We start from the raw sequence: 12,854 nt of genomic DNA, 5'->3' as shown, positions 1-12,854 counted from the left end.
TCACGACTTAAGTCGGAGGATTGTATCCATTTTTGGGGATTGTCAAATTTTAATTTTTGAATTTGCAAAAGTTTTGCATTGCTTCCCAAATTTCCGCTAGGACATTTCCCAAAGAATGATCGTCCTCTAGTTCGATTAGTTTCACCCAGGGACGATGCTCTGAAAAACTTCTGCTAGCTTGAATCGGTACGATCGTATCATGCTTGCCGTGCAGAATTAACGTCGGGACTGAGCGCATTAATTTTTCTTCAGGGTATTGAGCCATATCTGTCACAAATTCATAATTCAACGGCAAATAGCGCTGTTCGCCGTAGTGGTAAACTGGCAAATATTTCTCAGACTGCCACTTTTCTAACTGTTGCTGTCCCAACTGTGGCAACCAATGGGAGAGAAATTGAAAAGCCGGTGCTAACAAAACTATTTGTTTTATTGATAATTGTCGCTGGGCCAGCCAAGCCGCTGTCAGCCCGCCAAAACTCGACCCAATGATGGTAACTTCCCCTAAATTTTTTACATTTTCTACAGATTCGGAGGATTGGGCTTGCAGAAATTCTGTTTCTATTTGGTCTAATTGGCGCGTGAGAGTGAGGCGCGAAAAATCCTTGTGATTGAGATCGGGAGTTTTGAGGTCAATTCCTAGGGAATAAAAGCGATCGCGGAAATATTTAGCCTTAGTTGAATCTGGACTTGACGCAAATCCGTGTAAATAAATGTAACTAGAATCGTTTTGTAGATTCATCCAGAAAATTTGATGAGATTTACCAACTAATTATTTTAACTTAAATTATCGAACTGGCGAGTGCACACCCGACAAGTTTATTTTTTAGTAGGGTGTGCAGTCGGTAGCGGTGTAGATTATTGGGATTTTTGGCTGTTTTGTTTCCGGGTTTTAGCAGCTTCCCTGCGCTGCTGCATCATTTGCGAGAACTGGCTGCGCTGTTCGGGTGTCAGCACTTCTCGCATGGCTAATGTACTTTCAAATTGTACCTCTTCTAACTGCTGCCTCAATCCCATGATTTGGCGGTGTTTGTCGCGCATTTGGCCGACATTTGCCGTCGTACCCGACATCATTGTTTCCAATTCTTGTCTGGCTTGGCGGATTGCTTGCATTCGCTGAGAAACTTGGTCTTTGTAGCGATCGCGAACAGCCTGCATTTTCTGCTTTTGATCGGCGCTTAAATTTAGTTTGTCAAACAGCCCGTTCTCTTTGCCACCAGCTCGATTGGGACGCTGGTTTTGGGCAATTGTTTCCGGTTGAGCGGGGCTGGGAGCGGCGGTTGCAGCGGCTGTAGTACCGAGGGTTAACATTAAAACTGCCATAGCCGAAAATTGGCGCATTGACATGAAAAATTACCTCTTTAAGATTAGTTAATTTGTTGGCGGTTCGGTGTCAGCAGTAACAGGGAAATCAAATAAATCTGTTTGTGGGCGATCGCTCATAGTTGCCGTGCGGGAATCGTTCAATACACCCTCCCAATTATTGACCAGAAATGCTTCCAAGTGAGCCGCTTCATCCGCCTGTAATTGTGCGGTAACTAGGACGCGATAGCCCGAAGCAAAAACTAGCAGGCCAGCGAAGATTGCAGCCGGAAAACCCCACTTGGGAAAACCGAGGAATTTTGAGCTTTTACTAGACTCTGTAAATCGCAAATAGCCGAGACCATTTAGCTCTCTCGCCCTGTCATTCCTATCTATTGCTGCTAAAACTCTTTGCTCAAGATCGGGGGTAGCATCCGGAACTTTTGGGCTATTTTGCTTCAAGAAATTCACTAATCTTTTGTCGCTATTTTCATCGTTCACAGTTCGTCTACCCCCTGTTTTTGCAAAAATTGTCGCATGGCATTTCGGGCATAAAACACGCGAGATTTAACAGTTCCCGCTGGCATTCCCAGGATTTGGGCTACTTCTTTTTGCGGGATATCTTCTAAGTCGTGCAGCACCAAAACAGTGCGGTGTTCAAAGCTCAATTGCTCCAGTCCTCGCTGCACTAAATCTTGATAGTGCAACTGCATCAAGTCTGATGTGTTATTATTGGGAATAACGCGATCCATTGTTTCTTGATTTTTGAGTTGGGAGTCAAAAGAATGCTGTTTGGCAAATGCTTTTCTTTGGTCGGATGCCACGTTCCAAGTGATGCGATACAACCAAGTTGAAAAGTTTTCCTGTTGTTTGAGTTTGGGTAATCCTTTCCAGACTCGCAGAAATACTTCTTGGGTTAAGTCGTCTAGAAGTGATGAACCGCAGAGTTGGTAAAGGGTTGACCTGACTTTTTGTTGGTAGCGCCCGTAAAGGTGACGAAAGCAAGTGCGATCGCCCTTTAAGCATTTATCAACTAAGTCGGAGTCGGAACAATCATCGATTAAAACATTGGCTGGCACACCTAACACCTGTGAAGTATCCCTCACCTGTTCGTTATCTGAGGGGTTTAGACAGGACAAGTTCAAAAAAGGTTCAATTTGTTTAAAATATTATTTTGAGCATGAATCCGCTTAGAAGGTCAGTAACAGGCAAGATGCCTGTGCCACAAAATTAACAGGCAAGATGCCTGTGCCACAAAAAACAGGCAAGATGCCTGTGCCACAACAGATAAACTCTCTTGTGGAACGGGCATCTTGCCCGTTTTTCATAATTATGAAATACCCTATTTATCGCAGAGTCACAAACTCTTCAGCAGTCGAGGGGTGAATACCGATCGTCGAATCGAAATCTTTCTTGGTAGCTCCCATATTAACGGCGATCGCCATTCCTTGAATAATCTCGCCCGCGTCTTTCCCAACCATGTGCACGCCCAAAACTTTGTCAGTATTAGTTTCAACAACTAACTTGACAAAAGTCTTTTCATCTGCACCTGTCAAAGCGTGAAACATCGGCCGAAACTTGGCTGTGTAGCACTTAATTGAGTCGGGAAATTTAGCTTTGGCTTGTTCTTCAGTTAAGCCGACTGTAGCAGCTTCCGGCTGGGAAAATACGGCTGATGCGACATTTTCGTAACTAATTGCTCTCGGATTGTTGCCAAATTCCGTATCTGCAAAAGCGCGTCCTTCGGCGATCGCAATTGGCGTTAGATTAATCCGGTTGGTGCAATCTCCGACAGCAAAAATGTGCGGTTGATTGGTGCGGCTGTCTTTGGTAACTGCGATCGCACCTTTCTCGGTTTCAACTCCGGCATTCTCCAAAGCCAGTTTTTCCAAATTGGGCGATCGTCCGGTAGCGCACAAAACTGCGTCTACTGTCAAGGTTTCTTCAGATTTTCCCCACAATTTTAACTTTAAGCCTTCAGGAGTTTTCTCTATCCATTCGATCGAGCTTCCTGTGACGAAATTGATGCCGTGTTTAACCATTCCTTCTTGGACGTTGGCGCGAAGTTCTTCGTCAAAGTAGTGCAAAATGCGATCGCGCCGGATGATTTGAGTTACTTCACTTCCCAAGCCATTCATGATGCAAGCAAATTCAACGCCGATGTAGCCGCCGCCCAAAATTGCCAACCGTTTCGGCTGCTCTTTTAACAAGAAGATTTCGCGGGAAGTGATCGCGTGTTCGATGCCAGGAATATCGATTCTGTGAGCTTCGCCGCCGACAGCAATTAAGATTTTAGCAGCGGTGTATTTTTTGTCACCAACTTCGACAGTGTGGGGGTCGATAAATTTGGCATATCCTGAGATTAATTCAACTCCGGCTTTTTCGAGGAAGCTGATGTGGAGTTTGCTGAGTCGTCGCACTTCTGTGTCTACAGTGGTGACGAGTTTTTCCCAGTTGAAGCTGGTTTCTACAGGGCTCCAACCGTAGCCGATCGCATCTTCGTACAGGTGCGAAAATGTTGAAGCGTACACCATGAGTTTTTTGGGTACACAGCCGCGAATGACGCAGGTGCCGCCTACTAAGTCATTTTCGGCGATCGCCACCTTCGCCCCGTAGGATGCCGCCCGCTTGGAACTCGCCAATCCGCCGGAGCCTGCACCTATCACAAACAAGTCGTAATCGTATGTCATAATTGTCGCTAGTTGCCTATCTCAGTTTTACGGTTTTTGTGCTTTACTTTTTTTAATGATATCTCAAAAAAAATTTCGTTTTTTAGAGGGAGATTGCTTTACTTTTTGCAGTTGACATGATATCATTTAATAATGGAAATATGTGCATTAAATTTAAAATTACTCACACTCCCATTATTAGAGTATAGCACAAGCAACTGGCAAAAAATATATAAAAATGTAACTATTTTTGGGTGGCCGCTAGGGCAGTTTTATTGCAGTCAAACAAATTAGGTACGTAGTTGCGCTTAAGCGCTCTTTATAATATTAGGAAAGAGTGCAAAGAGCATAACAACGTACATTAGCCCAAGCGCGAGCCGACCTTTGAGCTATACTTTTGGTAGTTTTATATTTCCTATCCTGATAATAAAACTATCCACCTCCTCGAAGTCACGGGGAGAGTTGGGGGAAGTCAAAAATTTACGACTCACTGAAAATTGCTATATTATAGAGATAAATTTATTTGTCGGGCTAGCTTTATGATTGATTGGCTTTTGCTGTGGGGAGTAACGCAAGGAGTCGGCATTCTCGTCAAACCCATCTTAGAAGAGTTGGCAGTAGACGGCGCGAAGGATTTAGTAAAAGATTTTTTTAAAGATTCCCTAAAAAACGTCTTATTTGGCGAAAAAGATCCGCGACAAGTCGCAGGGGGGAAAGCGCTGAAAAAGTTTTTGGAGTTAGTGCAACAGCAGTTAAAAATCAGCGGACTTTCCCCAGAACAGATTAAGCTGTATATTAAAGATGTTAAAAAGTTTATCGGCAACAAGTCAGTTAAGGAAATTTTGGGTAAGGCCTTTGAGAGCGATCGCGAATCCCTCGATGCAGAACTTCTCGAACAAACCTGGACTCAACTAGATTTAGCTGCTTTACCCGCCAGATTTAAGTGGCAAACCATCGCCAATCAGTATCTCGCCGAAGTTCAAGAAATTCTTTTTGACTCAAAAGACTTGCGGGATATCTTGAATGCTCAAAATCTGGACAGCATTCAGAAAAACACTCAAGAAATTGCTGGGATAATCCCCGATTTTGATTTGAGGCAATATCAAGAGGCTTTGTGCGAACGTTACAGCAATCTGGATTTAAGCAGCGTCGATAGCAATACCTACGATTATCGCGAAAAGCTGAAAGTTTGGCAAATCTTTATTTTCCAAGATGTGCGCTTAATTTACGAGTCATTTCTGCCGCAAGCTTACGAAATTCCCAAGGAACATCAACGGCGGTTGGAAGACAGCGATCGACTAGAGGCGATCGCACTTGAAAATTTAGAGAAATATCGACGCGGTTATTTTTCTCAGCCCATCGTATCCGTGGTAGATGTCATCAATGACAAGTCAAATTATCCCTACATTGTGATTTTAGGCGATCCGGGTTCGGGCAAATCTACTCTGTTACAATATTTAGCATTAACCTGGGCGCGATCGCCTTTAAATAGCGTAACATCTCTCCCGATTCCGCTGCTAATAGAATTGCGGATTTACATTCGCAACGTGGAATCAAAACATTGCCAGAATTTCCTGGAATTTTGCCATAAAGATTCCGGTTTTATTTGTGACTTGAATCAGCATCAATTGCACGAACAGCTTAAAGCCGGCGACGCTGTAGTGATGTTCGACGGATTAGATGAAATTTTCGATTCGGGGAAACGAGAAGATTTAATTACCGCGATTCATCGGTTTACCAACGAGTATCCGCGCGTGCGAGTGATTGTCACGTCTCGGATTATTGGTTACAAACCTCAACGGTTGCAAGATGCCCAGTTTCATCACTTTATCCTGCAAGACTTGAATCCGGCACAGATTCAGGATTTTGTGCACCGCTGGCATGAGTTGACTTTTGCTGATGCTAGGGAAAAAGTGCGAATTTGCGATCGGATGAAAAGAGCGCTAGAGTATTCATCAACAATTCAAGATTTAGCCGGAAATCCGTTATTGTTAACGATTATGGCAATTTTGAATCGCAGTCAAGAATTGCCAAGAGACAGGGCAGAACTTTACAATCAAGCTTCGCGGATATTGCTGTATCAATGGGATGTGGAAAGGTCTTTAGTAGAGGATAGCAGGCTCGATCCAAAAACGATTGATGCTAAAGACAAGCAAGAAATGCTGCGGCGAGTTGCTTGGGAAATGCAAGCAGCACCTGAAGGGTTGGCTGGCAATATTATTAGTGCGGGAGATTTGGAAGATATTCTGACAGCATATCTGAAGAATAAAGATTTTGACCAACCGAGAAATCGGGCGAAGTTAATCATTAATCAACTGCGAACTCGCAACTTTATTTTATGTTATTTGGGTGCGGATAGTTACGGATTTATACACCGGACTTTTTTGGAATATTTCTGTGCATCGCAAGTTGTGAATAGGGTTCAGGCTTTATAACTATCGCTGGATGAGTTGAAAGCAGAAGTTTTTGGCCCGCACTGGGATGATGAATCTTGGCAGGAAGTTTTGTGTTTGATTGCGGGATTGATTGCGGGAAAGTTGACAGGGGAATTGATTCAATTTTTGATTGAGCAAGATGGGGAAGCGCAAAAGTTTACAAATCTGTTTTTGGCGGCGAAGTGTTTGGATGAGGTGAGGGATAGAAAGGAGATTGCTGCCGTTGATAGTCAATTGCTGGAGCGATTAAAAGAGTTAACGAAGTACGATCTAAATTACCATTATCGGTTTTATGAAGAAGAGGCAGATTTAGTTAGGAAAATTCGCACTAAAGCAGTAAGTGCGATCGCCTTTACTTGGAAAGATGACCCGGAAACCTTACCTATCCTCAAACAATGGGCTCAATCTGACGATGATTTGGATGTGCGACGTACAGCAGTCCAAGAAATAGCACGGGGGTGGAAAGATGACCCAGAAACCTTGCCTATCCTCAAACAATGGGTTCAATCTGACGGTAATTTGGTTGTGCGAGGTACAGCAGTCCAAGAATTAGCACGGGGGTGGAAAGATGACCCGGAAACCTTACCTATCCTCAAACACTTGGCTCAATCTGACGGTAATTCGGTTGTGCGACAAGCAGCATTCCAAGAATTAGCACGGGGGTGGAAAGATGACCCGGAAACCTTACCTATCCTCAAACAATGCGCTCAATCTGACGATAATTGGGCTGTGCGACGTGTAGCAGTCAAAAAAATAGCACGGGGGTGGAAATATGACCCGGAAACCTTACCTTGGCTCAAACAATGCGCTCAATCTAACGATAATTCGACTGTGCGAGGTACAGCAGTCCAAGAATTAGCACGGGGGTGGAAAGATGACCCGGAAACGCTAGAAATTGTACGCGATCGCGACCAAAAACTCCGCGAATTTGCACAGCAAAAATTGGCTGAATTAGAAGGCAAATGAGCGATCGCCTTTATTAGCGATCGCCCTTTCTCCCTCAACTTCAACCTCATCAACCTGTAAACTTTCATTCCGCCGCCAAAACTCATCCAGCAACTGAAAAAAATACTCAAATCCCTCTTTTTCGTCCACTGAATAAAGCATGATAATTTTCGCCCAAGAATTCACAGACAGTACCTGAAACCGTTTCTGCAACCAAGGCTGAAACTCCCCATAAAACTCATTTTCCTGTTCAGTTGGCTCAATCCCAAATTCTCGCCTAGCTGTTTTATAGCCCGCCAAAAATACAAACAAATCGCTAACTGAAGCTTTCCCAATGTACATCCCCGGTCTAGCTTTAATCTTTTCTAGAATGTCAAATATTCCACTCATGCTTACCTCTAATTTTAGGGATTTATCGTTGGGTGGGGGCGGGTTTATGAGATTGTGAATTTTAGGCAATTATTGTCGGTGAACCCGCCCCTACAAGACCTGGCATTATATTGTAACGGAATCGATCGGAGTTAACATGATTCCATTTTACACTCTGCTACAATACCAACAGCAAAAAGTGCGATCGGTCTCAAAAATAGTATAATTAAACCTAGATAATTCTCGGAGACAACCACTATGCAAGTCACAACCGCAGAAATCATTTATCCATCCAGCGACGGTCAACCAATGGCAGAAAGCACAATTCAATACAAATTAATTGTCAAAATCAAAGAAGGTTGCGAATCGTTGTTCAAAAATGACCCAAACGTTTTTGTGGCCGCCGATTTACTCTGGTATCCAGTTGAAGGTAGACCAGACATTTCTCAAGCACCGGATACGATGGTAATATTTGGTAGACCAAAGGGCGAGCGGCCTTCCTATATGCAATTTCTCGAAGATAATATTGCTCCCCAAGTCGTTTTTGAGATTCGCTCCCACAACGATCGCCAAACTAAAATGAATAAAAAACTTTCATTTTACCAGCGTCATGGAGTTGAGGAATATTACCTTTACGATCCAGAAAGAAATGAGTTGGAAGGTTGGCAAAGAATTGAAGGTAATTTAGAAGTAATTGAGCCGATGGAGGGATGGATCAGTCCTAGATTGGGAGTACGATTTGAGTTGGGCGAGGATGGGCTAGAAATATATCAACCCGACGGAGAAGCATTCGTTTCTCCTGAAGAATTGAGAGAAGAAAGGGATTTTGAAAGACAGCGTGCCGAACAAGCAGTTCAAAGAGCCGAACGTTTAGCAGCAAAACTGCGCGAATTGAACATCGATCCCGATCGCATTTAAGCCACAAATTGTTTAATTTAGGACTTACTCACCAACACCACAGCAACCGGGTTTTTATCGTTTCTGCGCGCTCTAACGAATTATTTTCGTCAAAAAACCCGGTTTCTGACTACCCGTGCGTAAGTCCCGCAACCGTCCAAACATCGCCCTTCCACCCCCGAAAACCGCTCAGAAGTGTTAACTTAGTAGTAAGTTGTGTCGATCGCACATAAAAACAAATGCCTGAACTACAAACCGAGACCCACCAAGACCTCGACCTGCAAACCACCTCAAAACCCGTCATCCTCGGTCTCAAAGACGTAACCAAAGTCTACGGCATCGGCGACCTCGAAGTGCGCGCCCTCAACGGGATCAGCTTGACGGTAATGCAAGGAGAGTATTGCTCAATTATGGGCGCATCCGGTTCAGGCAAATCTACAGCTATGAATATTATCGGTTGTCTCGATCGACCTACGAGCGGCAGTTACTACCTAGACGGCGTAGATGTCGCCCAAATGCCCGAATCAGAATTAGCCGGAATTCGCAACTTAAAATTAGGTTTTGTCTTCCAACAATTTCATCTATTGGCTCAACTAACAGCATTAGAAAATGTCATGTTACCGATGGTTTATGCAGGCATTCCCTCATCAGAAAGACGCGAACGCGCAGAGGAAGCTTTAACCAAAGTAGGGCTGGAAAGTCGCATGAAAAACAAACCAAATCAACTATCAGGAGGACAGCAGCAGCGCGTAGCCATCGCCCGCGCAATTGTTAACCGTCCCGTGTTGTTGCTTGCAGATGAACCGACTGGTGCATTGGATACAAAAACTACTCAAGAAGTAATGGATATTTTTACAGAATTTAATGAAGCCGGCATGACTGTTGTGATGGTAACTCACGAACCGGAAGTTGCGCGACAAACTCGCCGGGTTGTTTGGTTCCGCGACGGTGAAGTTATTCATAATAATCTGAATCCGGCAGAACTTTCGCACGCGGTGTTTTAAGTATTTTAAACTAAAATAATAGTCTTCTTCAACCTGCGGAGGCAGGTTTTGTTTGTCTCGACGCGGTTTCAACCGCCGTGTCTTATTCAAACCTGCGGAGGCAGGTTTTGTTTGTCTCGACGCGGTTTCAACCGCCGTGTTTTCTTCAACCTGCGGAGGCAGGTTTTGTTTGTATAGACGCGGTTTCAACCGCCCGGTATTTTTGCGGTTTCAACCGCCGTGTCTTTTTACGGTTTCAACCGCCGTGTCTTTTTACGGTTTCAATCGCCGTGTCTTTTTGCGGTTTCAATCGCCCCGTCTTTTTAATGAAAAGCGCTCGGAAAAGCTGCCCAAACTCGATCGACAAAATCTCTAAGTTGCCGAGAGGCGATCGTGCTATCCTTGCGATCGGAGTCCAGAGACTGCAACTGGGTTAACAGCGAAATCACCTCCGTATCCAGCGCCGCCCGAAACAAACTCAGTGGCCACAGCAAATCCGCACCATCCCGCAAATCTGATAAAGTGTATTCTTCCGGCCACCTTTGGGGGAAATCCTTCCCCGAAACCAATCCAACCAACATCAAAGGGCGCACCCAACAAATTTGACGTGCTTCAACCACTTGAATTACCTCTGAATGCAGGCACGCATCTCCACATTCCAAACTAACAATTTGACCAGGCTTAAAGTTCAAACCACAATCCATTAATGCTGACTCTTAATACAGACACAACCAAGCAAAATAAGTGCCGCAACTCTCAACAGCACCAAAAAATATTATATCACAATTAATTAATTCTTCCTTCTTCCTTCGGTCAACCATCAACTACCAACTGCCAACTACCAACTGCCAACTGCCAACTATCAACTGCCAACTATCAACTATCAACTGTCAACTGCCAACTGCCAACTGCCAACTGCCAACTGCCAACTGTCAACTGTCATCAAGAGTTTTAAGAGCCATTTCGAGTTGGGCCGTCAACAATTTTGCTTCTTTTTTACCACTACCACCATTAGCATAATCTGCCACAGAAATCGGAGAACCGATCGCAATTTTAACCCTCGAACGCCATCGAGGAATGCGCGGGCGATAGCGAATACTCATCGGTACAATCTTCACCCCCAAACCCGGTGTGTTCAACTCCGCTTGCATGGCCAAACGAGCCAATCCAGACTTCGCAGGGTGAACTTCACCATCTTGAAAAATTCCACCTTCGGGAAAAATTACCAACATTTGCTTGTCGAGGAGCAATTCCACCCCGTAACGGAGACTGCTAATTGCCGGATGCCGGATATCGACAGGAAAGCCTCCCAAATGTCTGATAAACCAACCTTGCACTCCTTTGACTTCATCAGCAGTTACCATGAACCGCAAATCGCGTCCAGTCACCTTCTGTCCCGTTGAATAGGGCATCATCAGCGCATCCCACCGGGAACGATGCGTCGGGGCTAAGATTACAGGCCCGTCTTTCGGCAAGTGTTCCTGTCCGGTTATCTCAATCTTGCCAAAATAAAACGGTAGGACAATATAGTGACCTAGCGGATAGAACAAGGAGGTTAACCAAGGAGAAACGCGAGAGGTATTAGATGCTACCTTGGCAGGCATTGGCTTCACTAGAGAGGATTTACTGAACTCAACGGCGATCGCGGCAGTATGATGCATGGCAATTACCCTGCTATATCGATATATAGAGTGTGAACTACCCGCCAGCAATCGGAGTACCGATATGCTGGGGGCTTCCCAATTCAATGGCAACAGCCTCGGCGACAGTGGATTTTTGCCCATACCGCTTTGGTCTTACATTGCCTCCAAGGGCAGTAACGCTGGTTCCCAACGTCAATATCCGTAAGCCCTCATTTCTGATATTGACTGCCGCATTAATGTCTCTATCGTGCCGCTTAGAGCAGTGGGGACAATTAAATTCACGAACAGACAGATCCATTTTCGGCAACAACAGTAAAGTCTCAGAACAAAGGTGCGATGACGGAAAAAATCGACCGACTTCTAGGTAGACTTTGCCCTCTGCCTCTGCTTTGTATTTGAGCATCGTACAGAACATTCCCCAGCCAGCATCACTGATGGATAAGGCAAGGTTATGATTCTTTACCATGTTCTTTACTGCCAGATTTTCTACGACAATGACTTGGTTTTTATCGACTATCTTACGGGATAGTTTATGCCGGAAATCTTCTCGAACTCTAGAGATTCTGGCGTGGACTTTGGCAACAGCCAATTTAGCCTTGCGCCGCTTGTTGGTAGTTTTGTCCCGTTTACGACATAACTTACGCTGTTTGCGCTTCAGGTTGCGCTCGTGTTTTCTCAGATGTCGAGGATTTTGGTATTTAGAGCCATCAGATGTAACAACAAAGTCAAGCAATCCGAGGTCGATACCAATGGCTTTGCCGTCTTTGTTTGTAGCGGGCTTGTCAATACCATCCTCCATCAGCAATGATGCGTAGTAACGACCATCAGGCATCTTAGACACCGTAACCGTCTTCAAACTACCCACTAATTCGCGATGAATTTTAGCTTTAACCACTCCAAGATTACCCGGAAATTTAATCTCGTCATTTCCCAAAACTTTAACGTTCTGTGGGAACTGAATCGATTGTTTTCCGTGACGTTTTTTGAAAGTTGGGTATGCTGCTCGACCATCAAAGAAGTTGATAAACGCTTGAGACAAATTCAAAACCGAAGACTGAAGGCATTGAGAATAACAATCTTTGAGCCATTCAAACTCAGTTTTCCAGACGGGAATCTGTTTCTTCATCGTGAAAGCAGAAATACCTTTCCCAGTCTCTTTGTAGGTTTGGGACATGGTAGCCAATGACTGATTCCATACCCAACGGACACAACCAAAAGCTTGCGCTAGATGGCTCTGTTGTTCAACGCTTGGATAGATTCTGACTTTGACTGCTTTTAACACGATATTATTTATCACAATCGGCATACCTATGATAATACAGGCACAAAGAAAAGGGTGAAGATTTGCTCATCTCCTCATCCACCCAACCGCCCGCCACCGAGCGACGAAGAGTCAGATTCCGGTGGGGTGAAATCGTCGCAAAGCTCGCCTTTCATCCATCGCGGGATAACGGTACTCCGTTTCGCGCGATGGATTCCCGTCTGTTCTAGCTAAAGATATGTTGCTTGGCAAATCTTTAGTCTTTCGATGGGGACACTTTTGCTATTGGCCTTTGCCTCCGCAAGCGATCGCACCCAAAACAGATAATCTGTAAGCAGGTAAAATACGATCCC

At 44.6% G+C, this 12,854-nt stretch carries 14 protein-coding genes; 4 read left to right on the top strand and 10 right to left on the bottom strand.

Features of this window, described 5'->3' with window-relative positions:
• Nucleotides 1-49: 49 nt before the first annotated feature.
• The 6 genes from JGK16_RS11370 to gor all read right to left on the bottom strand — a co-directional run bounded on the left by JGK16_RS11370 (nucleotide 50) and on the right by gor (nucleotide 3,989).
• Nucleotides 50-739: a YqiA/YcfP family alpha/beta fold hydrolase gene (locus JGK16_RS11370; protein ID WP_293177152.1), complete on the bottom strand. Its 690-nt coding sequence runs from the start codon at nucleotides 737-739 to the stop codon at nucleotides 50-52.
• A gap of 116 nt (nucleotides 740-855) precedes the next feature.
• Nucleotides 856-1,344: a Spy/CpxP family protein refolding chaperone gene (locus JGK16_RS11365; protein ID WP_293203080.1), complete on the bottom strand. Its 489-nt coding sequence runs from the start codon at nucleotides 1,342-1,344 to the stop codon at nucleotides 856-858.
• Nucleotides 1,345-1,368: 24 nt separating this feature from the next.
• The gene (locus JGK16_RS11360; RefSeq protein WP_293177156.1) at nucleotides 1,369-1,800 is read right to left on the bottom strand and encodes a hypothetical protein; all 432 of its coding nucleotides are present in this window, start codon (nucleotides 1,798-1,800) and stop codon (nucleotides 1,369-1,371) included.
• A complete protein-coding gene (locus tag JGK16_RS11355; RefSeq protein ID WP_293190570.1) occupies nucleotides 1,797-2,387 on the bottom strand; it encodes a sigma-70 family RNA polymerase sigma factor in 591 nt (196 codons plus the stop codon). The genes JGK16_RS11360 and JGK16_RS11355 overlap by 4 nt, the downstream gene beginning before the upstream one ends.
• Nucleotides 2,388-2,489: 102 nt before the next feature.
• Nucleotides 2,490-2,627, bottom strand: coding sequence for a hypothetical protein (locus tag JGK16_RS11350; protein ID WP_293203079.1), 138 nt, complete (start codon nucleotides 2,625-2,627; stop codon nucleotides 2,490-2,492).
• An 18-nt stretch (nucleotides 2,628-2,645) separates the two neighbouring features.
• On the bottom strand, nucleotides 2,646-3,989 hold the full coding sequence (gene gor, locus JGK16_RS11345) for a glutathione-disulfide reductase (protein ID WP_293177158.1): 1,344 nt from the start codon (nucleotides 3,987-3,989) through the stop codon (nucleotides 2,646-2,648).
• 518 nt (nucleotides 3,990-4,507) lie between these two features.
• Here gor and JGK16_RS11340 point away from each other — a divergent pair.
• Together JGK16_RS11340 and JGK16_RS11335 are read left to right on the top strand one after the other, a co-directional pair.
• The gene (locus tag JGK16_RS11340) at nucleotides 4,508-6,403 is read left to right on the top strand and encodes an NACHT domain-containing protein (protein WP_293190553.1); all 1,896 of its coding nucleotides are present in this window, start codon (nucleotides 4,508-4,510) and stop codon (nucleotides 6,401-6,403) included.
• Nucleotides 6,404-6,418: 15 nt separating this feature from the next.
• Entirely contained in the window at nucleotides 6,419-7,369 is a 951-nt protein-coding gene (locus JGK16_RS11335) for a HEAT repeat domain-containing protein (RefSeq protein ID WP_293190552.1), read from the top strand.
• Here the strand turns inward: JGK16_RS11335 and JGK16_RS11330 are convergent.
• Complete coding sequence (locus JGK16_RS11330) at nucleotides 7,355-7,738, bottom strand: hypothetical protein (protein ID WP_293190551.1); 384 nt, start codon at nucleotides 7,736-7,738, stop codon at nucleotides 7,355-7,357. The two genes, JGK16_RS11335 and JGK16_RS11330, sit on opposite strands and share 15 nt — an antisense overlap.
• 237 nt (nucleotides 7,739-7,975) lie before the next feature.
• Here JGK16_RS11330 and JGK16_RS11325 point away from each other — a divergent pair, with 237 nt between their 5' ends.
• Entirely contained in the window at nucleotides 7,976-8,635 is a 660-nt protein-coding gene (locus JGK16_RS11325; RefSeq protein WP_293190550.1) for a Uma2 family endonuclease, read from the top strand.
• Between the two features lie 218 nt (nucleotides 8,636-8,853).
• The gene (locus tag JGK16_RS11320) at nucleotides 8,854-9,618 is read left to right on the top strand and encodes an ABC transporter ATP-binding protein (RefSeq protein ID WP_293177168.1); all 765 of its coding nucleotides are present in this window, start codon (nucleotides 8,854-8,856) and stop codon (nucleotides 9,616-9,618) included.
• A 302-nt stretch (nucleotides 9,619-9,920) separates the two neighbouring features.
• Here JGK16_RS11320 and JGK16_RS11315 read toward each other — a convergent pair whose 3' ends face one another.
• The 3 genes from JGK16_RS11315 to JGK16_RS11305 form a co-directional block, all read right to left on the bottom strand.
• Entirely contained in the window at nucleotides 9,921-10,301 is a 381-nt protein-coding gene (locus JGK16_RS11315; protein WP_293177170.1) for a hypothetical protein, read from the bottom strand.
• 228 nt (nucleotides 10,302-10,529) lie between these two features.
• Nucleotides 10,530-11,258: a lysophospholipid acyltransferase family protein gene (locus JGK16_RS11310; protein ID WP_293177172.1), complete on the bottom strand. Its 729-nt coding sequence runs from the start codon at nucleotides 11,256-11,258 to the stop codon at nucleotides 10,530-10,532.
• A gap of 37 nt (nucleotides 11,259-11,295) precedes the next feature.
• On the bottom strand, nucleotides 11,296-12,522 hold the full coding sequence (locus JGK16_RS11305) for an RNA-guided endonuclease TnpB family protein (protein WP_293177174.1): 1,227 nt from the start codon (nucleotides 12,520-12,522) through the stop codon (nucleotides 11,296-11,298).
• Nucleotides 12,523-12,854: the final 332 nt, after the last annotated feature.

The organism is Microcoleus sp. PH2017_09_SFU_O_A, from assembly GCF_020738625.1.
GTDB lineage: Bacteria > Cyanobacteriota > Cyanobacteriia > Cyanobacteriales > Microcoleaceae > Microcoleus.
This window is presented reverse-complemented; position numbering and strand designations above follow the sequence as displayed.